At 37.4% G+C, this 25,184-nt stretch carries 26 protein-coding genes and 1 other RNA gene; 23 read left to right on the plus strand and 4 right to left on the minus strand.

Annotation, left to right across the window (positions count from 1 at the left end; genetic code table 11):
* Nucleotides 1-199: 199 nt before the first annotated feature.
* Complete coding sequence (locus tag RVS70_RS12755) at nt 200-1,492, minus strand: LysM peptidoglycan-binding domain-containing protein (protein ID WP_121604262.1); 1,293 nt, start codon at nt 1,490-1,492, stop codon at nt 200-202.
* A 113-nt stretch (nt 1,493-1,605) separates the two neighbouring features.
* Entirely contained in the window at nt 1,606-2,139 is a 534-nt protein-coding gene (locus tag RVS70_RS12760; protein ID WP_121604263.1) for an isochorismatase family cysteine hydrolase, read from the minus strand.
* Nucleotides 2,140-2,247: 108 nt separating this feature from the next.
* Here RVS70_RS12760 and tadA point away from each other — a divergent pair, with 108 nt between their 5' ends.
* The 3 genes from tadA (at nt 2,248) to RVS70_RS12775 (ending at nt 3,991) form a co-directional block, all read left to right on the plus strand.
* Nucleotides 2,248-2,712 carry a tRNA adenosine(34) deaminase TadA gene (tadA, locus tag RVS70_RS12765; protein ID WP_026680142.1) on the plus strand — a complete coding sequence of 155 codons (465 nt, stop codon included), beginning with the start codon at nt 2,248-2,250 and terminating at the stop codon, nt 2,710-2,712.
* A gap of 96 nt (nt 2,713-2,808) precedes the next feature.
* Nucleotides 2,809-3,074, plus strand: an RNA gene (ffs, locus tag RVS70_RS12770) — signal recognition particle sRNA large type.
* 359 nt (nt 3,075-3,433) lie between these two features.
* A complete protein-coding gene (locus RVS70_RS12775) occupies nt 3,434-3,991 on the plus strand; it encodes a putative glycolipid-binding domain-containing protein (protein WP_051388259.1) in 558 nt (185 codons plus the stop codon).
* 202 nt (nt 3,992-4,193) lie between these two features.
* Here the strand turns inward: RVS70_RS12775 and RVS70_RS12780 are convergent, their stop codons facing one another.
* The gene (locus tag RVS70_RS12780) at nt 4,194-4,760 is read right to left on the minus strand and encodes a beta-class carbonic anhydrase (protein ID WP_166530502.1); all 567 of its coding nucleotides are present in this window, start codon (nt 4,758-4,760) and stop codon (nt 4,194-4,196) included.
* 649 nt (nt 4,761-5,409) lie between these two features.
* Between RVS70_RS12780 and dnaX the strand changes: the two genes are divergently transcribed.
* The 4 genes from dnaX to RVS70_RS12800 are packed head-to-tail and all read left to right on the plus strand — an operon-like array spanning nt 5,410 to nt 8,293.
* On the plus strand, nt 5,410-7,098 hold the full coding sequence (gene dnaX, locus RVS70_RS12785; RefSeq protein WP_121604264.1) for a DNA polymerase III subunit gamma/tau: 1,689 nt from the start codon (nt 5,410-5,412) through the stop codon (nt 7,096-7,098).
* A 35-nt stretch (nt 7,099-7,133) separates the two neighbouring features.
* A complete protein-coding gene (locus RVS70_RS12790; RefSeq protein WP_026680146.1) occupies nt 7,134-7,448 on the plus strand; it encodes a YbaB/EbfC family nucleoid-associated protein in 315 nt (104 codons plus the stop codon).
* A 17-nt stretch (nt 7,449-7,465) separates the two neighbouring features.
* The gene (recR, locus tag RVS70_RS12795) at nt 7,466-8,062 is read left to right on the plus strand and encodes a recombination mediator RecR (protein ID WP_026680147.1); all 597 of its coding nucleotides are present in this window, start codon (nt 7,466-7,468) and stop codon (nt 8,060-8,062) included.
* A gap of 15 nt (nt 8,063-8,077) precedes the next feature.
* Nucleotides 8,078-8,293 carry a YaaL family protein gene (locus RVS70_RS12800; RefSeq protein ID WP_026680148.1) on the plus strand — a complete coding sequence of 72 codons (216 nt, stop codon included), beginning with the start codon at nt 8,078-8,080 and terminating at the stop codon, nt 8,291-8,293.
* A gap of 272 nt (nt 8,294-8,565) precedes the next feature.
* Here the strand turns inward: RVS70_RS12800 and RVS70_RS12805 are convergent, their stop codons facing one another.
* On the minus strand, nt 8,566-9,813 hold the full coding sequence (locus RVS70_RS12805) for a helix-turn-helix domain-containing protein (RefSeq protein WP_026680149.1): 1,248 nt from the start codon (nt 9,811-9,813) through the stop codon (nt 8,566-8,568).
* A 424-nt stretch (nt 9,814-10,237) separates the two neighbouring features.
* On the opposite strand from RVS70_RS12805, the gene RVS70_RS12810 reads away from it, so the two are divergent.
* The 16 genes from RVS70_RS12810 (at nt 10,238) to rsmI (ending at nt 25,152) form a co-directional block, all read left to right on the plus strand.
* Nucleotides 10,238-14,389, plus strand: coding sequence for a S8 family serine peptidase (locus RVS70_RS12810; RefSeq protein ID WP_321133568.1), 4,152 nt, complete (start codon nt 10,238-10,240; stop codon nt 14,387-14,389).
* 160 nt (nt 14,390-14,549) lie between these two features.
* On the plus strand, nt 14,550-15,113 hold the full coding sequence (locus RVS70_RS12815; protein ID WP_321133570.1) for a signal peptidase I: 564 nt from the start codon (nt 14,550-14,552) through the stop codon (nt 15,111-15,113).
* Nucleotides 15,114-15,128: 15 nt separating this feature from the next.
* Complete coding sequence (locus RVS70_RS12820; protein ID WP_321133571.1) at nt 15,129-15,797, plus strand: hypothetical protein; 669 nt, start codon at nt 15,129-15,131, stop codon at nt 15,795-15,797.
* 19 nt (nt 15,798-15,816) lie between these two features.
* Nucleotides 15,817-16,332 (plus strand): hypothetical protein, encoded by a 516-nt coding sequence (locus RVS70_RS12825; protein WP_321133572.1) that lies wholly within the window; start codon nt 15,817-15,819, stop codon nt 16,330-16,332.
* 567 nt (nt 16,333-16,899) lie between these two features.
* The gene (locus RVS70_RS12830; RefSeq protein WP_321133573.1) at nt 16,900-17,166 is read left to right on the plus strand and encodes a pro-sigmaK processing inhibitor BofA family protein; all 267 of its coding nucleotides are present in this window, start codon (nt 16,900-16,902) and stop codon (nt 17,164-17,166) included.
* A 110-nt stretch (nt 17,167-17,276) separates the two neighbouring features.
* Nucleotides 17,277-17,468, plus strand: a complete 192-nt coding sequence (locus RVS70_RS12835) for a sigma factor G inhibitor Gin (protein ID WP_026680154.1) — start codon at nt 17,277-17,279, stop codon at nt 17,466-17,468.
* 407 nt (nt 17,469-17,875) lie between these two features.
* Complete coding sequence (locus RVS70_RS12840) at nt 17,876-19,312, plus strand: aminotransferase class I/II-fold pyridoxal phosphate-dependent enzyme (RefSeq protein WP_321133574.1); 1,437 nt, start codon at nt 17,876-17,878, stop codon at nt 19,310-19,312.
* Nucleotides 19,309-19,935, plus strand: a complete 627-nt coding sequence (gene tmk, locus RVS70_RS12845; protein WP_026680156.1) for a dTMP kinase — start codon at nt 19,309-19,311, stop codon at nt 19,933-19,935. Before RVS70_RS12840 ends, tmk begins: the two co-directional genes overlap by 4 nt.
* A 28-nt stretch (nt 19,936-19,963) precedes the next feature.
* Nucleotides 19,964-20,293 carry a cyclic-di-AMP receptor gene (locus RVS70_RS12850; RefSeq protein WP_026680157.1) on the plus strand — a complete coding sequence of 110 codons (330 nt, stop codon included), beginning with the start codon at nt 19,964-19,966 and terminating at the stop codon, nt 20,291-20,293.
* A 251-nt stretch (nt 20,294-20,544) separates the two neighbouring features.
* Complete coding sequence (locus RVS70_RS12855; RefSeq protein ID WP_321133575.1) at nt 20,545-20,979, plus strand: YaaR family protein; 435 nt, start codon at nt 20,545-20,547, stop codon at nt 20,977-20,979.
* A gap of 32 nt (nt 20,980-21,011) precedes the next feature.
* Nucleotides 21,012-22,001 (plus strand): DNA polymerase III subunit delta', encoded by a 990-nt coding sequence (gene holB / locus RVS70_RS12860; protein ID WP_026680159.1) that lies wholly within the window; start codon nt 21,012-21,014, stop codon nt 21,999-22,001.
* 6 nt (nt 22,002-22,007) lie between these two features.
* A complete protein-coding gene (locus RVS70_RS12865) occupies nt 22,008-22,832 on the plus strand; it encodes a stage 0 sporulation family protein (protein ID WP_026680160.1) in 825 nt (274 codons plus the stop codon).
* Between the two features lie 13 nt (nt 22,833-22,845).
* Complete coding sequence (yabA, locus tag RVS70_RS12870) at nt 22,846-23,196, plus strand: DNA replication initiation control protein YabA (protein ID WP_026680161.1); 351 nt, start codon at nt 22,846-22,848, stop codon at nt 23,194-23,196.
* A 79-nt stretch (nt 23,197-23,275) separates the two neighbouring features.
* On the plus strand, nt 23,276-24,016 hold the full coding sequence (locus RVS70_RS12875; RefSeq protein WP_026680162.1) for a tRNA1(Val) (adenine(37)-N6)-methyltransferase: 741 nt from the start codon (nt 23,276-23,278) through the stop codon (nt 24,014-24,016).
* On the plus strand, nt 24,009-24,302 hold the full coding sequence (locus RVS70_RS12880; RefSeq protein WP_026680163.1) for a GIY-YIG nuclease family protein: 294 nt from the start codon (nt 24,009-24,011) through the stop codon (nt 24,300-24,302). Before RVS70_RS12875 ends, RVS70_RS12880 begins: the two co-directional genes overlap by 8 nt.
* Entirely contained in the window at nt 24,280-25,152 is an 873-nt protein-coding gene (gene rsmI / locus RVS70_RS12885; protein ID WP_026680164.1) for a 16S rRNA (cytidine(1402)-2'-O)-methyltransferase, read from the plus strand. Before RVS70_RS12880 ends, rsmI begins: the two co-directional genes overlap by 23 nt.
* Nucleotides 25,153-25,184 lie beyond the last annotated feature (32 nt).

Below are 25,184 nucleotides of genomic sequence, written 5' to 3' on the forward strand. Positions count from 1 at the left end.
CAATGTGGAGGAGAAATGTATCCGGAGTATTATAAAGGAGTACAAGGACACGAATACAAACTATCGGATGTGCTCTAGCTATGGCAAACAGGAAAGGACCGGGCTGGTTTTTGCCCGGTTTTTCTTAAGCTAAGATATGTGTAACCCAAGCTTCAGCATTCTATAGCAAATGGAAGGATCTGTTAGATTGTAACTGTCACTAGTCCAATTTTTGAATTGTGAATTGATCCTGTAGTAACAGCCAATTTTGTGGGAAAGCTAACCCTAATTTCCAATAGGATATGCCTAATAAACCTAATTCCTTTATGAGATTGAATTTGGCTTGAATGGACCGCGCATCTTCAAACCATACCTCATGTTGACTTCCTGTATTATCGGTATACGTGAAGTAAGGTGCCTGAGCCTTTTCATCGTATCTAATTTCTGCATTGTTTTCTCTTGCAATAGCGATAGCTCGCTGTGGACTTACAGCCTGAGCCGGCTCCCCACCATTTGCCTGATATGGCAGTGTCCAGTTGTATCCATATAAATTTTGACCTAATAAGATTTTCGTAGCGGGCATTTCCGTTAATGCATACATAACGACTTCCCTTACTTGATCAATTGGTGAAACAGCCATTGGTGGTCCGTAGGTATAGCCCCATTCATAGGTCATTAGCACAACAAAATCAGCAATTTCACCATGTACTGCATAATCATGTGCCTCATACCACTGTCCAGTCTGTGTGGCACTGGTTTTTGGTGCTAATGCTGTGGACATTAATAAATCTTCTTGGGATAAGCGTTCCTTTGCTTTTCTTAAAAACGCATTGTATGCTTCTCTGTCCTCTGGGGGAAGAAATTCAAAATCAAAATGCACATCGCTATATCCACCAGAAGTAGCTGTATTAACGATGTTATCTAGGAGTGTGTTTTGAACGCTTTGAACGGTTACAATAATATGTCCAAGTTCTTGGCTGAATTGACCCTCTTCCAGATTAGTCACAACCAGCATCTTTGCCGTGTTATTCTGTTCAGCGATTTCCGATAATCCATTTAATGGTGGTGGTGTTAAGCTACCATCTCTGCCAACACGATAGCTAAATATCGCTAAGTAGGTTAAATATGGAGTGGTTTTCATGGCTGCATTTTCTAGCGTATCAGAAACAGAATCTCCCATTGGTTCGATATAGGCATTGCTTGTGATAGGTGATTTAGGCCCTGGTGGTATATAAAGCCTAAATCCAACCGGAAGTACATTACCTGGCGAGATACCATTTATTTGTGCTAGCTCCTGATAAGACATTCCGAATTGTTGAGCGATGGAAAATAAACTATCACCAGGTTGGACAAAATAAAACTGTCCGACGATAGGAATAACTAATGCCTGACCGACCACTAAATTGTTTGGAGCGTCTAGTTCATTGGCATCGATAAGCGCCTGTGTTGTTGTATTATATGTATTTGCAATACCATATAACGATTCACCTGGGCTAACTACGTGAATTTGCATATAGAATCCCTCCTTCATGAGGTTGTTCAAAAATGAATTAACCTCTCTTTGAACACACCTATTTATCGATCTGCTATTAACAATCTATGAGAAGGGATTTCTTGTTATTCCAACTATATAGCTGTGATATTTGCTTTCATGACAGAATGTAATAAATATAGAGCATATTCATTATTGTCCTTACCTTCAGAAGCCATGCAGTTCTTTGGGATGTGCATATCATACCCATACATATAGGCATCCTTTGCAGTAAATAGAATACAAATATCACCCGCAATTCCTGCCATTAATAAGTTGTTTTTTCCTAATTCATTTAGCAGAGATTGTAATGGCGTTTGAAAAAAGGCGGAATGCTGTGGTTTAATTAGAAAATAGTCATTATCGTCTGGTTTTAACGGTTCAATGATTTGTTTACTCCTATCATTATGGCAGTAATTGATAATTTTATGAAAGTCAGCCTGCCAAAGACCATAATGGTCATTAACATAAATAATAGGAAGTTGCTTTACTTTTGCAAAGTTGCGTAATCGTAATAAATGAGGAAGTATATCTTTCGTATTTGCTAATAAGTTATTACCACCATCAAAATTAAAATCATTTACAATATCTACAAATAAAACAGCGGTGTTTTCAAGCGATGAATGCAATCCAATTACTCCTCTCTAATTTAAAGGAATTGATGTTTAATGATGCTTTTCTTTTAGTTATTTCCGTATTCTTGTTTTTCAAACTATTATTGAAAGGTAGGGGCAAAATTGTTGGATGAAAAAATGATGGAGTTAGCCATAGACGAGGCTACTAAAGCTGCAAGACAAAATGAAGTTCCTATTGGAGCTGTTATTGTATATCAAGGTGAAGTAATTGCTAGAGGCTATAATCAGCGTGAAACATCACAAAGTACGTTATCACATGCTGAATTGATTGCTATCGAACAAGCCAATGATGTAATTGGCAGTTGGCGCTTAGAGGATTGTACACTGTATGTGACGTTAGAGCCTTGTCCGATGTGTGCTGGGGCAATTGTCCAATCTCGAATTAAGCGTGTTGTATATGGAGCAAAAGATCCAAAGGCAGGTTGTGCTGGTACACTAATGAATCTATTAGCAGATAAGCGGTTTAATCATCAGGTAGACATTACGAAGGGTGTGCTAGAAACAGACTGTGGAGATCTTTTAAGAAATTTTTTCAAAGACCTACGTAAGCAAAAAAAGAAGAGCTAAGGTAAGCTTAAGAGCGAAAATCTATTTTAACAGATTAGTTATTTTTCCATGCTCTACCATTGCATTTTTTTAATATTATCGTTATAATGATTAATGCCGTGCTAAGCGGGGAGGTAGCGGTGCCCTGTACTTGCAATCCGCTATAGCGAGGCTGAATTCCCATCTGAGGTACGATGACTTTATAGTCTGCCTTAAGGGAGTGGTGTTGACGCTTAGGTCCTGCGCAACAGAAACCCATGAATCCTGTCAGGTCCGGAAGGAAGCAGCAGTAAGTGGTCATTTCTGTGTGCCGCGGGGAAGCCTAGGTTGAGCCATGAACTTGAGTAACGTATAGGGTTGTCGTATCGAAGATGGGTGCACGGTTTACATAAGATTAGTAAGTCCCCTAGCTGTTTGCAGCTAGGGGACTTTTTAAATGGGATATAATTTTTTAGGCACCATTAATTAGACGTATATTCATTGTGATGGAGTCGGTACGGTACCTGTATTAATCAACGATGGATAATGGAGGAAAATTACGACACTCCTGTGGAAAGAAAGTGACAGAGACACCGTAAAAGTTTGTGTTAGGGTAACGTGCATTTCTCGGTGGAAAACGAGTATCCTTTCCTCAGTAGTAAGAGTAAGAGAACCAAAAGATATATAGAAGTGAAGATAATAGGTAACCCAAGCAATATTAATAATAGAAGTGCTAAATAGATATGAAAGGGAGAGGTACAAAATGGATCGAAAAGTAATATGGGAACATCATGAGAACGTAGGAACAGAATTTTTGCAAATGAAATATATGCAAGATGGTATACAGATTACAAGTACGGTTATAAACGGTCAGAAAGAGGCTCCTTATCTTGTTCATTATCAAATCGAACTGAATAGGCATTGGAAATTTCGAGAATTGAGAGCTGAAGCAGATAGTGGAAAGCAAATCGTACTACGCTCTAACGATCAACGAGAGTGGTTTAATGAAGCGGGAGAGGAGATTACTCATTTACGAGGTGCAATGGATATTGATTTATCGTGTACGCCTTTTACCAACTCCTTGCCAATCAATCGTTTTATGTGGGAGACTGGTCAATCCAGTGATTTTGACATGGTATTTATAGCTGTTCCAGACTTTACATTGACTAAAGTTAAACAACGGTATCATCTTGTAGAACAGTCAGATAAGCGGAAGGTATTTAATTACAAAAGTAATACGTTTGAATCGACGATTGAAGTAGACGAGATGGGGATTGTGACAAAGTATCCGGGGTTATTTACCAGATTATATGCTAAATAAAAAAGGGCTGTCCCAAAAGGCAGCCCCTGTTCCTAGTCAACGGGAATAAACTCCTTTTCCGTGGGCAGTGATTCAGCCTCTTCTTGCGTATAAACCCAACATTTCGGGCTTCACACCATTGTATCTTGCACAGGAGTCTCGTATATTCCGGTTGCTGTGTCTTCATGTACCTTATGAGACAGTCCCTTATGGATGGGTCATGTCATGATTTTGGATAACCGTCTACAACTAGATCGAGTTTACCTGTATTCGGATCGATGACTAAGCCATGGACTGGTACGCTTTCTGGCATAAGCGGATGGTTCTTAATCGTAGAAACACTATGCTTCACACTATCCTCGACACTATCAAAACCTCGTAAAAAATGTTTGAAATCAACACCTGAATGGTGAAGTGTATCTAGTTTTTCTTGACTAATTCCACGAGTTTTCATTTTTTCAACTGTTCGATCAGCCTCTACACCGGCCATCCCACAATCATAATGGCCAATCACACAAACCTCATCTACTTCAAGTTCATACACTCCAACGAGAATACTTCGCATGATGCTACCAAAAGGATGGGATACAAGTGCTCCGGCAGTTTTAATAATTTTCGCATCGCCATTCGCTATATTCATGGACTTTGGCAATAGCTCGACGAGTCGAGTATCCATACAAGAAAGAATTAAGGCTCGTTTGTTTGGGAGTTTATTGCGCTGATATTTTTCATATTCCTTATTGTCAACAAATTCTTTATTATAGGTTAAAATCTCTTCTAATAAACTCATGATCAAGCTCCTCTTTTTAATAATCTCTATCCATTATAAAGGAAAAATTACAAGAAGACATAATTTAGGTGGAATTACTAGATATATATCATTATTAAAAACAAACTGAAAATTATCATATGTAATTTCTTAATTATGTTAAAATAATAATCTTACAAAGAGGCATCGTTTTATAGATGTTTCATTGAATGGAGAAAGTGAAAATGTCATTGCAAGTCAATAGAGGAGGCTAATTCAATTGCCATTATGGATGTTTTTACTTATTGCTCTTTTACTTTATTTTGGGGTATACTTCATGCTAAAAAGAAAGCTTCATATAAATAGTCAAACAATTAGATACAAACATGTAAATAAATTTAACTTTTACCTTGATCCTATCGTTTTTCAATATTTTCCAAAAAATGTATTTAAATCTTCAGGCGTATTTGATTTGAGTCCGTAACTTTTTTGTTTTGTGTATGAATTCTATTGCACTTTTAGTAAATCTTTTGTTCTTTCCTCGTATTTTTTACTCTAAATGGCCTATATTTTTAAAACCAGAAATATTATTTTTATTCATCTCTTTTTTCCATTTGTTTTATCGCTATGGTTCACATTCCCCCCTTAAATAGAGTATAATTAGAAGGAGATTTTAAAGGAGAATTGTATCATGAGCTATCAAGCTTTATATCGGGTTTGGCGACCAACGAATTTTGCAGATGTGGTTGGGCAAACCCATATTACACGAACTTTGCAGAATGCGATTGTACAAGAAAAATTCTCTCATGCCTATTTGTTTTCCGGACCACGTGGGACAGGGAAAACAAGTGCTGCGAAAATTTTTGCCAAAACGATTAACTGCGAGCGTTCGCCGGTAAAAGAACCTTGTAATGAATGTGCGGCATGCCGTGGCATTCAGGATGGGTCCATTTCCGATGTTATCGAAATTGATGCTGCATCTAATACAAGCGTTGATGATGTCCGAGAAATTAGAGATAAAGTAAAATATGCATCTAGTGTGGTACCTTATAAGGTATATATCATTGATGAGGTACACATGATATCGGTAAATGCATTTAACGCATTGTTAAAGACACTGGAAGAACCCCCAAAGCATGTTGTCTTTATCTTAGCTACAACAGAACCACATAAGATTCCATTAACGATACTATCAAGGTGCCAACGGTTTGATTTTAAGCCAATTTCTAATCAGGCTATCGTCGAGCGAATGCAAACCATTATAGAAGCAGAAGGAATATCCGTTTCAAAAGAAGCACTAGATACGGTTGCTTTAGCTGCTGAAGGTGGAATGCGTGATGCACTAAGTATTCTTGACCAGGCTATTTCCTATAGTGAGGATACGGTTGAACTGGAGGATGTTTTAGCGGTTACCGGTGGTGTATCGCAACAAACTTTAATGAAAATTGTCCAGTCCATGTATGAAAAAGATGTACAACAAGCGTTAATGCAGTTGGATGAACTGCTCCAGGGAGGAAAAGATCCAGCTCGATTTGTTTATGATATGATCTACTTTCTACGCGATTTGTTACTATACAAGGGTGCGCCAACACTTGAAGGAATGCTAGAGCGTGCACGCGCTGACGAAAGTTTTAAGCATTTAGCTAATCACGTATCCAATGCTTGGGTTCAGGAAGCAATGACACAATTAAATCAATGCCAGCAGGAAATCAAGTGGACGAATAGCCCGAAAGTGTATATTGAGATTGCCATCCTGTCCATCACAAACGCTAATGTGGAACAAGGACGTTCAGAACAAGTGGTAGAATCTGATGCAATTGCAGGGTTAACTGCAAAAATTGGTCAGCTTGAAAAGGAATTGAGCTTATTAAAGGAAAACCCTGTTGTTAGTGCACAACCTGCACCACAACGTGAATCTAGAAGAGCACCATCCAGATCATCGAAGAACAGTTATAAGATCCCATATGAGCGAATTCGCGAGGTACTTAAACAAGCGGAGAAGCCAGCATTGAAGGAAGTTCATTCTCAATGGGCTACCTTTTTAGCAAATTTAAAGAAAGCTAATGCTCCCGCTCATGCTACTATCCAAGATAGTAAGCCAGCAGCAGCATCGGATCAAGCGCTTGTCGTTGCATTTAAATATGAAATACACTGTTCTCTGTTCTTAGATAATCGGGAGACAGTAGAATCGATACTCTCCAATGTACTAGGAAAATCATTAACGATTATCCCAATTCCAGAAAAGGATTGGACAGATTTACGAACAGAGTATTTATCAAGTCAAGAGAAATCGGAACCAAAAGCGGAACAAACTGCAGATCCACTAGTTGAGGAAGCAAGAAAGCTTTTTGGTGATGACGTATTGGAAATACATGATTAATCGAAGCATTATACGAATTAAAGGAGGAATTTTCCATGAAGGGAAATATGGGTAATATGATGAAGCAAATGCAAAAAATGCAAAAGAAAATGATGAAGGCACAGGATGAATTACATGAAATGACATTCGAAGCATCAGCTGGCGGTGGAATGGTTACAGTATACGCCAACGGCAAAAAAGAAATAACAGATATTCAAATCAAAGAGGAGGTTATTGATCCTGATGATGCTGAAATGCTACAGGACTTAATCTTGACTGCTACGAATGATGTATTAAAACAAATTGATGATAAAACGAATGATACAATGGGACAATTCACGAAAGGGTTAAACATGCCTGGAATGTTCTAATTCTAGGAGGCGCGTAGATGTATTATCCAGAACCAATTTCTAAATTGATTGATAGCTTTACAAAATTGCCTGGAATCGGGCCAAAAACGGCTGTCCGCCTGGCATTCTTTGTGTTAAATATGAAAGAAGACGATGTCTTGGAATTTGCCAATTCATTGGTCAATGCAAAGCGAGAGCTAACACATTGCTCCACCTGTGGCCACATTACGGATCAAGATCCATGTTCTATTTGTCAGGATACTTCCCGTGACCAATCGATTATCTGTGTTGTACAGGATCCGAAGGACGTTATTGCCATGGAAAAAATGAAGGAATTCCATGGGAAATACCATGTATTACATGGAGCGATTTCCCCTATGGATGGGATTGGACCAGAGGATATTAACGTTCCCGATTTAATTAATCGACTAAAGGATGAAGAAGTTGAGGAGTTAATATTGGCTACAAATCCTAATATCGAAGGTGAAGCAACTGCAATGTATATATCCCGACTTGTAAAACCATCTGGAATTCGAACAACAAGAATTGCTCATGGTTTACCAGTAGGGGGAGATTTGGAATATGCAGATGAAGTAACCCTATCGAAGGCATTAGAAGGTAGAAGAGATCTGTAGGAATTAGGTGAATACATGGCAAAGAAAAAGATAACGAGAAAAGATGTTGACGGTGAGTTGTTAGATACGATGATTCGTTTGGAGAAAGAGAGGAAGCAAATCGAGTCAATGGTTTCTAGAAGCATTGAATCGACAAGTGATGGATATCATTGGGAGGCTTTTGCACAAGCGAAATATTTATTCTTACTACGAGAGGCAAGGCATCGTAATTTACGAGCAAACTACCATTAATTGAAGGTTTTTTCATAAACTACTATATTAATTGATACGTATACTTCAAAGACAAGGCATGGATGCACTTGTCTTTTTGGCTCGATTATATATGTTGAGCTTTGAAAAAATTAAGCATAATAAAACACGCAGGCTCCTATATTCTTTACACTTGAACTGACGAGAAACAAAGCAAAGGGATAGGATTGCTGTCGTTAGGGAATAACTGAAGCTAACCATCGCATAACTTACTCATTCAGTTATCCCTAACCTATGAATAGAATTGGCTAAATCTAAACTAACAAAGTGCTCTCGTCTTTATTAATAATATAATCTGCAGTTTCAACTGCTTTTTGTAGCTGATTATTTTTCAGATAATAATTAAATAATTCCCTTTCATAGCGTTGCATGGTTACAAAAAAACCATGCTCTTTAAAATAAGGTAATGCTTTTTTTGTAAGATAGAAATAATATTTTTCTTCTAGGTCAAGAATCGTATAATAATGTAGCCAGAATACATGCTGATATAAGGGATCTCCTATTTCTGTAGCTACTGCTAAGCCTTCTTCTACTAAAGCTAGTAATGCTTCTTTTGCAATAAATCCTCCTTCATTACCACAACGTACATACCCTTCTAATGATAATAAATAAATATTTGATTTCTGTTGCTTTAAATCCATGGACGCTTTATATAGTTTACCAGCTTCACGGTATTTCTTTCTCTTTAAGTGTTCGTAGGCATAATTATGTAGAATTTTAGCTTTCTTTTCTGGAGAGTTACATAGATCACAAAGCCGAATTAATTCATCGTATTGCTCCTTCGTTTCCTTAAAATTTCGATGCTGGCCGGACTCTACTTCAATTAACATAAGGTTTTCCGTATCAATAACCCCAAGAAAATAATTTCTTTGCTTATAGGCATTCAACGCTTTTTCCCCATAGTAATATGCTAATACGGGAGAATGGATATGATGATAAGCTGCTGCCAAATCATAATAGACCATAGCATTGGAATACATATCAAAATTAATACTTTTTAGTAGATCGATAGATTTAAGATGCTCATCAATCGTCATATAGTAGATACCTTTTACATGTTGCAAGAGGTTCTCTTCATAGTTATTGAGCTTATTCCGTTTTTTATCCAGAAAGTCGATTAACTCTACAGCATTATCCACACTATTTTGCTTTAAATAATAGATGGCCTTTAAGAGTAAATAGTAGAGGTGATATCCTGAAATAGCAATCATTTCGTTTGTTTGAAATTCATGATAAACGGTAGTCGCACTGCTATAATCTTGGGAAATTATCATTTCTTTCCATTGGTCAAGCTTCTTTTTTACATTTTTTAAACTAGCTGCTTCTTCTTCTAAATTAATACTTAGTTTTTGAGCTAATAACATCGTGATTTCTGGTGAATATTCCGTTAATCCTCTTTCTATTTTACTAATATGTGTTACAGAGCAAATGCCTTGCCCAAGCTGTTCCTGGGTGATTTTAGCTTTTTCTCTGTAAAATTTAATAATCTTTCCTTCATACATCGATGCGGCCCCCTTTTAAAGAGATCTTCATTACATAATTTTTATCATTATTTTGTACGAGGATTAATAGAACTTCCGATATAAATAGCTAACTTTATACCAATTATAGCTAACTTGGGGTAATTATTAATAGTGCTTTTGATGCGAATTTTTTTCATTCGTAAAGGTGTTACACCAAGCTAATGCCTAGCAAGATAGGTTTTTATTAATATCCTTGCAACCTTGTTAATACCCCAAGGGAGTAATAGTAATGCAAAAGTTCTATTTTAAATATTCAGAAATGAAAGAATTACCCCAATTTACAGTATTGTGATGTGAATATAACATATGGAATAAGAACGGATTTGTACTTGCAGTTACAAATGCAAAAAGGAGGGAAGTATTACAAATCTAATTCAAAAGGAAAGAGAGGAGAAAATAGGTCATGCTAAAACGTAGATTGCAATGGCTCACTGTTTATTTATCTATTATATTACTGCTCATGTCCCTAGTTCCTGTATACCCATTTGCCGCCTCAGCTAAGGGGAAGGAAATAAAAGAGGTATTAAGTGACTTATCAGCAGAAGAGCGCAAAGCCATCCATGAATTAGAGGCAAATCAAGGTTTTACTATTCATCCAGATATTAATGTAGAAACGTCAGAGCCTGTACAGGTTATTGTTGAATTTAAGCAGGATCCAGCAAAAGTAGAGGTAGCAAAGGCGAAAGCGATGAAGTCACGTAGCAAGGTGACGTTAACTCAAGCATCAGACAAGGTAGAAGCATCACATAAACAATTTAAAGAATCCTTACAAAAGATGAAGAAAACAAAAGCTGCTAATGAACCAGCTATTACTTATGAGTATCGACATGCGATAAACGGTGTGGCGATGACATTACCTGGAAACAAGGTAAAAGATTTAATTCAAACAGGTGTTGTTAAACGGGTATGGAAGGATGAAACCGTTAACCTAGATCTTCCAATCATAGATCAAAACAAAATAGAACCCAAAATGGCTGATAGTGTTCCGCAAATTGGGGTAGATCAATTACATGAAGAAGGAATAAAAGGGGAAGGAATACAAGTTGGGGTAATTGATACAGGAATAGATTATAATCATCCTGATTTAACAAATGCCTATGATGGTTACCGTTTTACAGTAGGGGAAGACCCTGCTGATATTGATCCAGATCAGGTTAAGGGTTGGGATTATGTAGATAATGATGCGGATCCGATGGAGACTACGTATGAGGACTGGCAGAAGTCAGGAGAAGCGGAATTTATTAATGGGATAAGCTATTACACCTCACATGGCACACACGTTTCTGGCACAATTGCCGGTACGAAAAGTAATGATGTTGATTATGCAGTTAAAGGTGTAGCTCCCCAAGTAGATTTATATAATTATCGTGTGTTAGGACCTTATGGTTCGGGATCTACTAATGGAGTCATCGCGGGGATTGATAAAGCTGTCAAGGATGAAATGGATGTTATTAATCTCTCATTAGGATCTGGTACAAATGATCCGTTGTCTCCGACATCTGTAGCTGTTAATAATGCCGTATTATCAGATGTAGTAACGGTAGTGGCTGCAGGTAATGCTGGACCGGGAGAAAAAACGGTAGGATCACCAGGAGCGGCAGCGCTTCCAATTTCTGTTGGAGCTAGCGATGTGTCACAGGCAATACCAACATTCGATGCTACAGCAGGAGATATTGTATTAACAGATTTGCAACTGCTTGCCAAGAATTTTACAGACGACCTTGAAGCGCTCCGAGGTCAATCTTTATCTGTAGTAGATGCAGGCCTAGGGTATGCAGAGGATTTTTCAAAGATTAATGTAGAAGGGAAAATTGCTCTAATTGAGCGTGGTGAGATTACGTTTGACGAAAAAGTTAAGAATGCAAAGGATGCAGGCGCTGAAGCTGTCATTGTATTTAATCATGAAGAAGGACAAATTCCTTATTATATTGGAGAAAGTACAGCATATCTCCCAGCATTCCGTTTATCTAATCGAGATGGACAAGCTCTCAAAGAAGCGCTTTCAGAGGATCTTTTGCTGGTGTTTGGTGAACTAACAAATACGAATTCAGAAGGCGATCATTTAGCAGATTTTAGTTCAAGAGGACCTGCAGCACAAAATTATGATATTAAGCCAGATGTCGTGGCGCCTGGAGTAGCCATTTTCTCTACGTACCCTTCCTATGTTAATGATCCGGAAAGTAATAACTATGATTTAGCATATGCTCGGATTCAAGGTACTTCGATGGCTTCGCCACATGTTGCAGCATCAGCAGCACTTATCTTACAAACCCATCCAGATTACAGTCCGTTTGAAGTGAAAGCAGCTTTAATGAATACATCTGTTGATTTAAAAGAGGATTATTCTGTTTATGAAGTAGGGGCAGGACGTATTAATGCTTATGATGCCGTTCATGCTAAGACAGCAATTAAAGTCCTTGATCAAACAGAGATGATAGATGGTGAAGAGTCTATCATGATCGATGAAGTTACAGGATCCATTGGTTATGGTAGTTACTATCTTGAAAAAGGTCAGGGGCTAGAAAAAACGAAAGCCCTTCGAATTGAGAATCGCTCAACGGAGGAGGAAACGTATGCCATTAACGTTGAATTCCTAAAAGGAGACAACGAAGGTATTGCAGTAAATATACCGGAATCGCTAACTATAGGAGCTGAACAGTCAGAAAATATAGATGCAACTATTGAAGTTCCAGATAATGCATCGTACGGCACATTTGAAGGTTATATTCATATTGAAAATGAACATAGTGAAGAGGCTTTCCAAGTACCGTTTGCTATTCGCGTTACCGATAAAGGGATTGATTATGTTGATTTAGATCGAGAAGCCGTTCCCAATGAATGGACATTCCATCCATTTTTACGTCCATTTATTACTATGGCTTTTAAGATTAAGAGTCCGATGGAAACAATGGATGTGATTGTAAAAGATGGAGATACAAATGAACCAATCGGGTTAGTTGGTACGTTAGATAGCAGCAATATGGATGTTGATCGAGAGTATTATGTATTAAATGCGTTTATGGGGAATGTATTTCCATTTACCGATGATCCGGAAAACCCAATAGCTGAAGAAATAATGAAACTGCCAGAAGATGATTATATTCTAGAAGTGATTGGTCATGATGAAAACGGAGAAACGTACACGGTGCAAAATGTTGTTGTTGTCGATAATACACCGCCAGAAATAACATTTAACGATCTTGAGCCTGGTGTACATGAAGTGGATGAATCGATGTATACCGATGAAGATGGTTATCATGCGCTATGGGTCCATACAAATGTCTATGATTCTACGATCGACGTACTTAATTCCAAAGGACTAGAGTATGATCAGTCGGAAAATATCGTTGCTTATTATCAGAATTCGCCATTTCCTGGTTTAATTTCAGTAGAGGCGAATGGAGATATGAAATTTGGTTTATTACCAGAAGAAATTGAAAATGAACCAGTGAATTTAGATTTAATGCCAGTTGATTTAGCTACGAATGCTAATTTTATGAATAAAACGAGGTATACATTCGTTAAAAAAGGTACGGCTTATGGAATCGCTAATTATAATAAAGAGTCAATAAGTAAAGGTGACACATTTACAGTGACATTAAGCTTAAAAAATGTTCAAGCACTAATGTCTGGCGAATTTGAAGTAGAATATTTTAGGGATCTCTATACGTTTGAAAATGTTCAAGTTAATGAGGCATTTGCGGAATATGCAAAAGAAAATGGGTTGGATGTTGAATTAGATGAACCAACCTTTAGGGAAGACTATTGGACAGACTTTGTGAAGGTAGGTGCTTCGGTGGAAGGAAATGATTTTTCCGGCATTAATGGAGATATGAAGTTTCTTGATGTCACGTTTAAATTGATAGATGATCATTATTATAGTGGTTTGGCAAGCTTATCTTTTGCTGATTTTAGCTATAAACAAGCTGGGGAAACAGAACCGACAACCATTCCTGTTTTTTCTCATGATAAGTATACCATTATTCCAAAACATTCGACGATAACAGGATTTATTAAGCCAGAAGCTTTTCTTCATGAAGATGGTTTCACATTAAATAAAGACTATGAAGGAATGGGTGTTAAAGTATATGCAAAAGCGCAAAACGGTAAAAAATATACAGGTACAATTACGGAGCAAGGAAAATTTACCATCAAGGGCTTACCCGTGACGGAAGAAAAATATAAGGTTTATGTAGATGTTCCAGGTCATCTAAATAACGTATTGGAGACAGAGGTAGGAATAGAGGAAAATGGTGAACTAATTGGGCAATCGAAGCGTGTCTATCCAGAGATGAATCTTGCTGGAGATAGCAATGGAGATAAAGTGGTTGATATCCATGACGTGATACGAGTTGTTGCTCATTATGGAAAAGAAAATGATAAAGCAGATGTAAATAAGGACGGGGTAGTTGATGAAGCAGACATCCGATTTATAGAGAAGAATTTTTTAGAAATTGGATTTGACGCACCAGGTAATAAAAGACCACTAGAAAAACTAGGCAATAAAGGATTAAATGATTTTCTAAAATCCTTAGGTCTAGAGCCAAACAAGTAAAATAAGCAGTCGTATCAGCAATAGGAATATTCATTAAAGAGCAACCTTGATAAGACCTTTGGTGAGACCGTTACCTCGGGGCAAAGCGTATACCAGTTGTTTAGTAAGAGAGCTGTCTCGAGAGACAGCTTCTCTTAAAAACATTATGGGAGTGAGGGGGATGGAAATTAACAACGGATTCAGGAAAACATGGAAAATAATGATACGTACTTTACTTACCTTACTAATTATTATCGTTTTATATATGGTGGTTCAATTGTTGCTATATCCTAAACAGCCTCCTTCATTGTTTGGATATCAGCCTTTCTCTGTATTATCTAATAGTATGAATCCGACTTTCGAGACTGGCGATATGGTTATTGTAAAAAGATTAGCTCCAGCAGAGATTCAGGAAAATGACGTGATTACGTTTAAGAAAGGGACAAATCAGTATATTACACACAGAGTAAATGAAGTAGTTTCCCATCAAGGCAATATCCAGTTTGTTACTAAGGGAGACAATAATAATGTGATTGATGAGTCAATGGTAACTGCAAATAAGGTCATGGGTAAACAGGTAGCTACCATTCCACATGCAGGATATATTGCTAAATTTATAAGTGGCCCAGTTGGGTTTATTCTACTTATTGTTCTCCCATTTACTGGATACATTTGTTTAGAGGTATATGAGCGAATATCGCGAACGACAAACGAAGATGCAACGAATCAAAAAAATGAATTGTAGCTAAGGAGGATATTTATGAAAAAATGGAAGAAAGCACTATTAGGTACAACCTTTGCCGGAGTATTGGTAGCATCAACTGGTTTAGGAACATACGCGTGGTTCACTTCAGAAACAGAGGCTCACGGGGACATGGAAAACGGAGTGTTGCAAATAAATGATAATAGCAATATAGAAACGCCAATTTTTTCTGGGGTTAAATTTGCTCCTTCCCAGCTTGAATATGGGAATTGGGTGACGATCGAGAATACGGGTGATTTAGACACGTTTCTGAGGGCGACTTATTCCCATTCCATTGACAAGGCATCCTTAGATGCATATGAGGTAGGATATATGGCTATGAAATACACGGTTACGCCGGACCAAGATACCTATGAAGAATCAAAAATTCAATTAGAAAACCTTTTTAATGGGGAAACAAATGAGCGGACTTTTACTGCTGCGAACACAGCTGAAGGTGTGGAGTTTTCTGGGGAACTATTAAACGGGGGAAATTCTGGAGAGATTGTATTTGGAGAGGGTGAAGAGGATTCGTTTTGGCAGCTAGATGAAGGCCAATATATTGATATTATGATAGCTATCAAACTTGATGAGAGTGCAGGTAATGAATATCAGGGAGCGCAATACGATGCTACCTTTCATGTGATTGGTAAACAAACAGATGACGGTGCAGCATACGAGCAATAATTCGTAGGGGTGACAACTTGTGATATACAAGAAGAAAGCTTTTCAATTGCTTTTATGCTGCTTGTTTGTATATTTGGTAGGATCTAGTATAGCTACATCTACGACAAAGGCATGGTTTATAACTGAATCCCAATCACAGGGGAAGGTCGTCCATGCTACTACAGAGGATCTTTTGGATGTTGACGCTACTGTATTATCCTATGACACAGACTGTGTAATATGGATAGAAATGAAGATAAAGAATATCTCTGATGTGGCAATTCCAATAGAGATAGATGAAAGGTCTATTTATCTAGCTCCTGGAGAGGTATTCTCTGAAGTGTTTGAACGAAAGGTATCTTGTGAAGCAAACGAATTGCGTTTTCAATTAATAGGATTTAATCGGTTTATTGATGAATTTATTGTTGTTCCACTCCAAGCATCTCTATTGAAAAAAACTGCTGTAAATAGATCTGTAGATATAGAGATAGAGAAACAGGTGAAGAACCAAGTGCAAACACCAGATAAACAAGCATCTGATTTGCATGAACAGTAAAAAAGACTTTTAGGGAGAGACAAGTATTTTAGATAAAGGAGCCTTGAAACATAATTTAAGGGTGAACGATGCATGGTCACGTTAGGCGGCTGCTTTAGGATTGGACATAACTAAAACGGTTTATTCTAATGAAGGAAAATACACTACTCTAACCTCTCCGGAAATATACGTAAACTCCTTGAAAAAGGAGCGCTTTTTCTATATGTGATGTATCGCTATCGAAGCGTTCCTTATCCTGCGGGAGGAAAGCAAAGTATATTTCCGGAGAAGCTTCGTTCACGGACATCATTTCTAGTTGTTCGTTTTTTGGAATGAAATATTTTATTCTCCGCTTCGTAGATATTATAAAATTGGATGTAAGCTATAATCGCCTCCATTAATGCTTCACACGTGTAATAGTTTTGCCACCCATACTAACCGCATCATGCTTCCGCTTTCTTTAGTAAACCTTCGATATTTCTACCAGAGAAAACAGATGGTGTTGGGCTTTTTCGATGTTAGGTTGTTCTTATTCTCCTTTGTCCTGCATATGTAATATAAAAGGACAAGGGAGAGGGGTTGATCGGTATGAGTTCTACACTAGTTATTTCAATAATGGTAGCATTAATTATTATTTTATTACTTGTTGGTGCGCCAATCAAACCAATGCGTTTTATTGGACATACTACGGTGAAATTAGGGATAGGCATCTTATTTCTCTTTTTTATTAATGTATTCGGTGGAGCTATTGGGTTGCATATTCCGATTAATGTATTTACTGCAATTATCGCAGGCTTCCTCGGTATATTTGGACTAGCTTCTTTATCAGCTATTTATTTGTTTATTATTACGTAAAAGGATATGGAGGTACATTTTTCTTATCTATTTCTTACAAAAAGTTTCAAAGATTGCCTGTATAGAATCCGTTAGATTAGGAGATACTAATTTGTAACGGAGGTGGGGAAATGAAACAGAATATGACATATGAGCGCTGTGGCATTTGTGAGGAAGAAAAGGAGACAGGTATTCATTTGTACACGTTATTTATTTGTTCTGAATGTGAGCATAATATGATACACACAGAGCCCAGAGAAGCGAAGTACAACTATTATCTGCAAAAATTAAAAAATATTAATAAACCAAAACTATATTCCTAGATCAAGAGGCTCGGACAAAACACAACTTCATTACTTAAAATACGAATGATCAGGTTTATTAATAGGACTATCATCGCCGCACCATGAAAATATACGCTCTTTCCGTGGGCACGGACTCAGCTAACTTGGTAAAGAAAGACACGTTACCAAGTGGATTTTCGGACTCGTGCTGTTCCCGCCGGAGTCTCGCATATTTCAGGTGCTAAATGAATGATTTTAATCAAAAAACGAATGATAATTAATTTAAAATAATTATCGTTTGTTTTTTGTTGTTTCTTCATTACTTTTTTCTCAGCCTATTTTTATAAGAAGCCATGAAGGGTTGGCAATGACTAAATGAAAAGACGGTATTGCTATGATAAGATAAGAGATATGTAAAGAAGTAACATGCTTGGAGAGATAAAAGAATGAATCAAAAGCTAACTCCATTATTTTCTACATTACAACAATTTCAACTGAATCAACCCGTTTCTTTTCATGTACCTGGTCATAAAAATGGTGAGATATTTCCTTCCTTCGCAAAGGATTATTATTCATCCTTATTAAGGCTTGACGTAACGGAGCTACCTGGCCTAGATGATTTGCACGCCCCCGAGGGTGCAATTGCAAATGCTGAACAACTGGCAGGCGATTATTTTCAAGCTGATCATACATTTTTCCTTGTTGGTGGAAGTACGACTGGTAATCTAGCGATGGTCCTAGCAACTTGTACAGCAAATGATACAATTATTGTGCAACGCAATTGTCATAAATCGATTATGAATGCTTTGGAATTAAGTGGTGCAAAACCAGTGTTTATTGCTCCAGAATATAATGAGATAGTAGATCGATATACGAGCCCGAGTATATCGACGTTACAGGAAGCGTTAGCACTTTATCCACAGGCGAAAGCAGTAGTGCTTACTTATCCGGATTATTTTGGCAAAACATTCAATCTAAAAAAAATGATCGATCTTATTCATTCATATCATATTCCCGTCCTTATTGATGAAGCCCACGGTGTTCACTTTTCATTGGGTACTCCATTTCCAGAGTCTGCAATAGCTCTTGGTGCGGATATCGTTGTACAGTCTGCCCACAAGATGGCTCCGGCTTTAACAATGGGTGCATATCTTCACTTGAATTCAGCTATTGTTTCGAAGCATCGTGTCGCACATTTTTTACAAATTATTCAATCCAGTAGCCCATCATATCCAATTATGGCATCGTTGGATATTGCTCGCGCCTTTTTGGCAGACTTTAAACAAGTAGCTATTAAAAGGGTTCTAGCTAGTGTTGATAAGGTCAAAACTATTTTTGATGATTCGAGCTATTGGAGAATTGTGCCAAGTGATGACCCTTTGAAAATAACACTTCAGATGAATGAAGGTATTGCAGCAAATGAAGTAGCAAAACACTTTGAATTCGAACAAATATACCCAGAGTTAGTGACACATAATCAACTACTATTTATTCACGGGTTGGCACCATTTCCTTGGGAAAAGCGCTTGAAAAAAGCTGTAAAAAGCGTGAAGGATCAATTAAAAAATAGTGCCAAGCATGATACAATAAAAGTACAAAGCTTTTTTCCGAAGCGAATACAGGAATTAGCTTTGTCCTATCCATTGATGCAAAATCTGCATACCGTTTACATGCCTTTTAATGAGACAGTAGGACATGTCGCAGCAGAAGCGGTAATTCCATATCCGCCAGGTATTGCATTAATTCTTAAAGGAGAAAAAATTACAACATTACATATAGAAGCCATTAACCAATTACGCAAACAGGGTATTCGTATGCAGCAACGTCATACAGATGGCATCCATGTTTTTACAGGTATAAAAGAAGGAGAAGAAGATACGTGAGTGGACAATTTATTACATTTGAAGGTGGCGAGGGTGCTGGTAAAACCTCGATTCTCCATTCTTTAAGAAAGAAGCTAAGTGATCATGGGTTCGAAGTGCTAGCAACACGTGAACCTGGAGGTATTGAAATTGCTGAGAAGATTCGAACCATTATTCTTGATCCGATGCATACAGAAATGGAAGAGCATACAGAAGCTTTGTTATATGCAGCCGCAAGAAGTCAGCATCTAGTTGAAAAGGTGTTACCTGCATTAAAGCAGGGTAAAATAGTGCTATGCGATCGCTTTATTGATAGTAGCCTGGTTTATCAAGGGTATGCAAGAGGATTAGGGATGGATGAGGTATTTGCAATCAATCAGTTTGCTATTGGAGATTGTATGCCGGACATGACATTGTTCTTTGACATTAAACCGAAAAAAGGACTACAGCGAATAGCGGCGAATAAAGATAGAGAACAGAATCGATTAGATTTAGAAAATCTAGAGTTCCATGAACAAGTCTATAAAGCGTATCATATACTTGCAGAAAGATTCCCTGCACGAATTCAAACAATTAATGCAGACCAAACGATAGAAATGGTTGAAAAAGATGCTTACGATCGTATTATTTCTTTATTGACTTAACTAATGAAAAATAAAGGAGCTGGCAAGAATGAAGTTATTGATCGCAGTGGTACAGGATAAAGATTCTAATCGCTTAGTTGATGCTTTAGGTGAAGAGAATTTTAAAACAACCAAACTCGCTACTACTGGTGGATTTTTAAAAGAAGGAAACACAACTTTAATGATTGGTTGTGAGGATGAGTATGTTGATGAGGCGTTAGATATTATTAAAGATAATTGCTCTCATCGAGAACAAATGGTTGCCCCTATTTCGCCAATGGGTGGGAATGCAGATTCCTATATACCAAAGCCAGTCAAAGTTGAAGTAGGCGGAGCCACTGTATTTATATTGCCAATCGAATCGTTTTTTCAATTTTAATATGGTGTAAAGAAAAATTACTCCAACTAGTTGAAATCCGAACAATCTGTCTGTGAATATTGGTATACTGATTTCCAAGGGGGCTATGTGACCTCCTTGCTATGTCTAGCTTGAACACGCTTCGTGTAGAGTAGCCGCTGTTTGTTCCAATTAAGCAATCATCGAAACCGCCTTATAGCATTATTCGGTGATTTCATGGAAATAACACGTTTACTTATGAAGTTCATTTACTTGAAAAAGGGACTGAGCAGATGAAAATTAGCCAGGATTTAAGAACACAACCGGAAACTAAATATACCAGAACGACGAATGAGGACAACAGGTCTTTTCAGAAAACGCTACAGTCCCAGACTTTGAATTTGAAGCAGCAGGAATTACAAGTACTCATGAAAAGCATTACCATGCAGGGAGACAAGCTGGCACGTTTTCGAACATTTCGTGACCTTGCTAAATTCAAACGCTTGGTGAAAGGATTTCTGCAGGAAGCTGTGTATAGTGGATTAGATTTGCAAAAATCACATAGTTTTGGCATGGATCGTCAAAATCGTAAGTTAATGCTAGTAAAGCAAATAGATGAAAAACTAGTAGAATTAACAGAGGAAATTATGAATCAAGAGAAAAAGACGGTAGACATACTTGGTTTAATTGGAGAGATAAAAGGTTTATTAGTTAACATATATACGTAGAATCTTAAGATAGATTATTGAAGGGGATACATATGGAAACATGGTCTGAGGTTGCAGAAGTACAACCGTTGGCAAGTAAAATAATAACAAACAGTATGAAAAAAGACCGCATTTCTCATGCGTATTTACTTCAAGGAGAAAGAGGGACCGGCAAAGAAGCAATCGCTTTATTAATTGCCAAAGGCATATTTTGTGAAACTAATGCTGTAAATGAACCTTGTCAAACGTGTAATGCTTGTAAACGTATTACCTCAGGGAATCACCCAGATGTTCATTGGATTGAACCAGATGGACAATCAATTAAGATCGATCAAATAAGGAATTTACAAAAGGAATTTACCTATTCGGGTCTAGAATCTAATAAAAAGGTATATATCATTAAAGGTGCAGATACGCTAACAGTAAATGCAGCTAATCGTATTCTTAAATTTTTGGAAGAGCCTAGTAAGCGAACAACTGCTATTATGCTAACAGATAACAGTCAAGCTATCTTGCCGACTATTCGTTCAAGATGTCAGGTTATTGACTTAAGGCCTCTTCATCCAACGATGTTGCAAAAACAACTCATTGAAGAAGGAATGCATGAGAGAAATGCTGTTTTAATGAGTACTCTAACGAATCGTATAGATGATGCTTTTACTAGAATTAACGATGAGTGGTTTGCCTCTGCAAGAAAGATAGTGGTACAATTAATAGAAGTACTTTCGACCAATCCAGAAGATATATTCTTATTTATTCATCAGCATTGGGTGACTCATTTCAAAGATAGAAATGAGCAAGAAGAAGGATTGGATCTCTTGCTTATCGCAATGAAAGATATTCTTTATTACCATATAGAAAATGAAGCTGGGATAGTGTTTTTCGCCCCTTCTGATGAATTGCTTGAATTGGCAGCAAGGCGCTTTTCTCAGAATCAATTAGTAGCAGTCTTACAAGCTATTTTACAAGCAAAGCGAAAATTGAAGCAAAATGTCCATCCGACCTTAGTGATGGAACAGCTAACACTTCAAATACAGAGGTGATAAGGAATGATAGAGGTAATTGGTGTCCGTTTTAAAAAGGCGGGTAAAATATATTATTTTGATCCAGGGGAAGCTACCATTTCACTAGATAGTTATGTTATTGTAGAGACAATTCGTGGAATCGAATTTGGCAAGGTTGTTCTTACCAATAAAAAGGTTGACGAGGAAGATGTTGTTCTACCACTTAAGAAAGTGATTCGTATTGCAACGGATAAGGATAAGTTAACCGTTTTAGAAAATCAAGAACGCGCAGAAAAGGCCTTTCAAGCCTGCATGGATAAGATTAAAGAGCATGACTTGGATATGAATCTAGTAGAAGTGGAATATACATTTGACAGAAATAAAATAATATTTTATTTTACAGCAGACGGAAGAGTTGATTTTAGAAATTTAGTAAAAGATCTGGCTGCTATGTTTAAAACACGTATAGAACTACGTCAAATTGGGGTACGGGATGAAGCGAAGATGCTTGGCGGTATCGGACCGTGTGGTAGAATGCTTTGCTGTTCTACTTTTTTAGGAGATTTTGAACCCGTTTCAATTAAAATGGCAAAGGATCAGAATTTATCCCTAAATCCGGCAAAAATTTCAGGTCTATGTGGCAGACTGATGTGCTGTTTAAAATACGAAAATGATGATTATGAGACAGCGAAACGGGAATTGCCGGATATTGGGAAAACGATAGAAACACCTTATGGTAAAGGCAAGGTTGTAGGGTTAAACATCTTGGAACGACTCATCCAAATCGAAATCCCTGAAAAAGAACGAGTAATCGAATATACTTTAGATGAACTAATAGATGAAGGAATTTTAGCGCAAGCCACAGAATAACGGGGTGAGTAGCGTGAAAAACAGGCAAATTTTTGATCAGGTATCAGATATGGAAAAGCAAATTGGTGAATTATATGAGCAGTTAGGTGATCTTAAAGGCAAATTAAGTGATTTATTGGAAGAAAATCATCGACTTGCCATGGAGAACCACAATTTGCGTAATCACTTAGATCATTCAAAAGAAGATGAAGAGGAAACATCTGACAACAAAGCAGAAGTGAATAAGAGCTTTCCTGGTGAAGGTTATGATAACCTAGCTAGATTGTATGAAGAAGGCTTTCATATTTGTAACTTGGAATTCGGTAGTCCGAGACGAAATGAAGACTGTATTTTTTGTCTGGACTTTCTGAATAAAACGAAATAATGCAATGTATGGCTGTCTCGATTTCGGGACAGCCTTTATTACAGTTGACTACTTTTTGCTTACGAGAAAGGACATACATATGGTTGAATTATACGATGATGAGCGTTTAGATTATTTACTGGCTGATAACAGCATGAAAATTATTCAAAGTCCTTCTGCATTCTCTTTCTCTTTGGATGCAGTACTACTTGCAAACTTTGCTTATATTCCGAAAAAAAGAGGAGCCATACTTGATCTCTGCACAGGCAATGGTGTTATTCCATTATTACTGTCGAGAAGGAGTAAAAGTAACATAACAGGTGTGGAGATTCAAGAACGTATTTACCAGATGGCGAAAAGGAATATCGACTTGAATAACTTACGTGAGCAAATAAAGATACTGCATGGAGATTTAAAATGCATGCAACCGATAATAGGTCAAAGTAGTTTTGATGTAGTCACCTGTAACCCACCTTATTTTCCGACCCCGTCAGCTACTGAACATAACCTAAATGAATATTTAACAATTGCCAGACACGAAGTTTTCTGTAGTCTAGAGGACGTTGTGAAGGCATGTAAGCTGCATGTTCGTCCAGGAGGGAAGGTATCTATGGTACATCGACCAGGCAGACTTATTGATATTATTAGCCTATTTCGTAAGTACAAGCTCGAGCCAAAGCGTATTCAATTTGTTTACCCCAAAAAAGGGAAAGAAGCAAATATGCTATTAATTGAAGCAATTAGAGATGGGAAGCCAGATTTAAAAATCTTGCCACCTTTATATGTATACAATGAGGATGGTACGTATACAGAAGAGGCAGAGGAGATTATATATGCCTGAACATGAACATACGGTCTATATTCTGAAATGTAAAGATAACTCATTATATACAGGTTACACAAACAATTTGGAAAACCGGCTGAAAATGCATAATGAAGGAAAGGGTGCAAAATATACCCGTGGAAGAGGTCCGTTTCAAGTTGTTTATATCGAGCGCTTTTCCAGTAAAGAAAAAGCAATGAAGAAAGAGTATACCATTAAACAATTAACTCGCAAGGAAAAATTACAACTTATTCGAGCAGCCTTGAAAGAAGTGATAAAATATGAACATTCAACAAAGCTTTGATAACGAAAAAAAAGGGAAATTATACATTGTTCCGACCCCTATTGGTAACTTAGAGGATATTACGTTCCGTGCATTAAATATACTGCGCTCAGTGTCAATTATCGCAGCAGAGGATACACGAAATTCTAAAAAACTATTGAACCATTTTGACATCTCAACACCGTTAATTAGTTATCATGAGCACAATAAGCTGGCAAGAGAGGAACAACTGTTACGGCGATTGGAAAACCATGAATCAATTGCTATTGTAAGTGATGCAGGAATGCCTGCGATATCCGATCCTGGTCATGAGTTAATTCAAGCGGCGATTGAGCAAGAATTTTCTGTAGTAGTACTGCCTGGAGCAAATGCAGCATTATGTGCGCTGATCGGTTCTGGTTTACCAGCAAATGAATTTTATTTTTATGGTTTCTTACCCCGTAAAAAGAAAGACAAGGAGGCAGAACTAGAGAGATTACAACGGATACAGGCCTCTTTATTATTTTATGAGTCACCTTATCGTATAAAGGAGACATTAAAGGCTGCCAAGTCTGTACTTGGTAATCGCCGTGTGGTCCTAGCACGGGAGCTATCTAAACGGTTTGAAGAATATATTCGAGGTACACTGAATGAGGTTATCACCTATACAAAAGACATAGAGCTTAAAGGCGAATTTTGTATGGTTATTGATGGAACAGACCAGTTAATTCAAGAAACTTCATTATGGTGGGATGGCTATACTATTGTTGAACATGTAGATTACTATATAGATGAGAAAGACATGCCTAGCAAAGAAGCAATAAAGCTAGTTGCAAAAGAGCGAAAGCTTCCGAAACGTGAAGTGTATCAAGCCTATCATATCGAGGATTAATTTGTTGCTATAAAAAAAGGTCTAACGTGTAG

It is taken from the genome of Virgibacillus sp. M23 (assembly GCF_034190895.1).
Lineage (GTDB): Bacteria > Bacillota > Bacilli > Bacillales > Amphibacillaceae > Virgibacillus > Virgibacillus salarius.

Coding starts and splice junctions, on each gene's coding strand:
- RVS70_RS12755 (WP_121604262.1), bottom strand. CDS start 1,492: ATGCAAATTCACGTAGTTAGCCCAGGTGAATCGTTATATGGTATTGCA.
- RVS70_RS12775 (WP_051388259.1), top strand. CDS start 3,434: ATGGATCGAAAAGTAATATGGGAACATCATGAGAACGTAGGAACAGAA.
- RVS70_RS12780 (WP_166530502.1), bottom strand. CDS start 4,760: ATGAGTTTATTAGAAGAGATTTTAACCTATAATAAAGAATTTGTTGAC.
- dnaX (WP_121604264.1), top strand. CDS start 5,410: ATGAGCTATCAAGCTTTATATCGGGTTTGGCGACCAACGAATTTTGCA.
- RVS70_RS12790 (WP_026680146.1), top strand. CDS start 7,134: ATGAAGGGAAATATGGGTAATATGATGAAGCAAATGCAAAAAATGCAA.
- recR (WP_026680147.1), top strand. CDS start 7,466: ATGTATTATCCAGAACCAATTTCTAAATTGATTGATAGCTTTACAAAA.
- RVS70_RS12800 (WP_026680148.1), top strand. CDS start 8,078: ATGGCAAAGAAAAAGATAACGAGAAAAGATGTTGACGGTGAGTTGTTA.
- RVS70_RS12805 (WP_026680149.1), bottom strand. CDS start 9,813: ATGTATGAAGGAAAGATTATTAAATTTTACAGAGAAAAAGCTAAAATC.
- RVS70_RS12810 (WP_321133568.1), top strand. CDS start 10,238: ATGCTAAAACGTAGATTGCAATGGCTCACTGTTTATTTATCTATTATA.
- RVS70_RS12815 (WP_321133570.1), top strand. CDS start 14,550: ATGGAAATTAACAACGGATTCAGGAAAACATGGAAAATAATGATACGT.
- RVS70_RS12820 (WP_321133571.1), top strand. CDS start 15,129: ATGAAAAAATGGAAGAAAGCACTATTAGGTACAACCTTTGCCGGAGTA.
- RVS70_RS12830 (WP_321133573.1), top strand. CDS start 16,900: ATGAGTTCTACACTAGTTATTTCAATAATGGTAGCATTAATTATTATT.
- RVS70_RS12835 (WP_026680154.1), top strand. CDS start 17,277: ATGAAACAGAATATGACATATGAGCGCTGTGGCATTTGTGAGGAAGAA.
- RVS70_RS12840 (WP_321133574.1), top strand. CDS start 17,876: ATGAATCAAAAGCTAACTCCATTATTTTCTACATTACAACAATTTCAA.
- RVS70_RS12850 (WP_026680157.1), top strand. CDS start 19,964: ATGAAGTTATTGATCGCAGTGGTACAGGATAAAGATTCTAATCGCTTA.
- RVS70_RS12855 (WP_321133575.1), top strand. CDS start 20,545: ATGAAAATTAGCCAGGATTTAAGAACACAACCGGAAACTAAATATACC.
- holB (WP_026680159.1), top strand. CDS start 21,012: ATGGAAACATGGTCTGAGGTTGCAGAAGTACAACCGTTGGCAAGTAAA.
- RVS70_RS12865 (WP_026680160.1), top strand. CDS start 22,008: ATGATAGAGGTAATTGGTGTCCGTTTTAAAAAGGCGGGTAAAATATAT.
- RVS70_RS12875 (WP_026680162.1), top strand. CDS start 23,276: ATGGTTGAATTATACGATGATGAGCGTTTAGATTATTTACTGGCTGAT.
- RVS70_RS12880 (WP_026680163.1), top strand. CDS start 24,009: ATGCCTGAACATGAACATACGGTCTATATTCTGAAATGTAAAGATAAC.
- rsmI (WP_026680164.1), top strand. CDS start 24,280: ATGAACATTCAACAAAGCTTTGATAACGAAAAAAAAGGGAAATTATAC.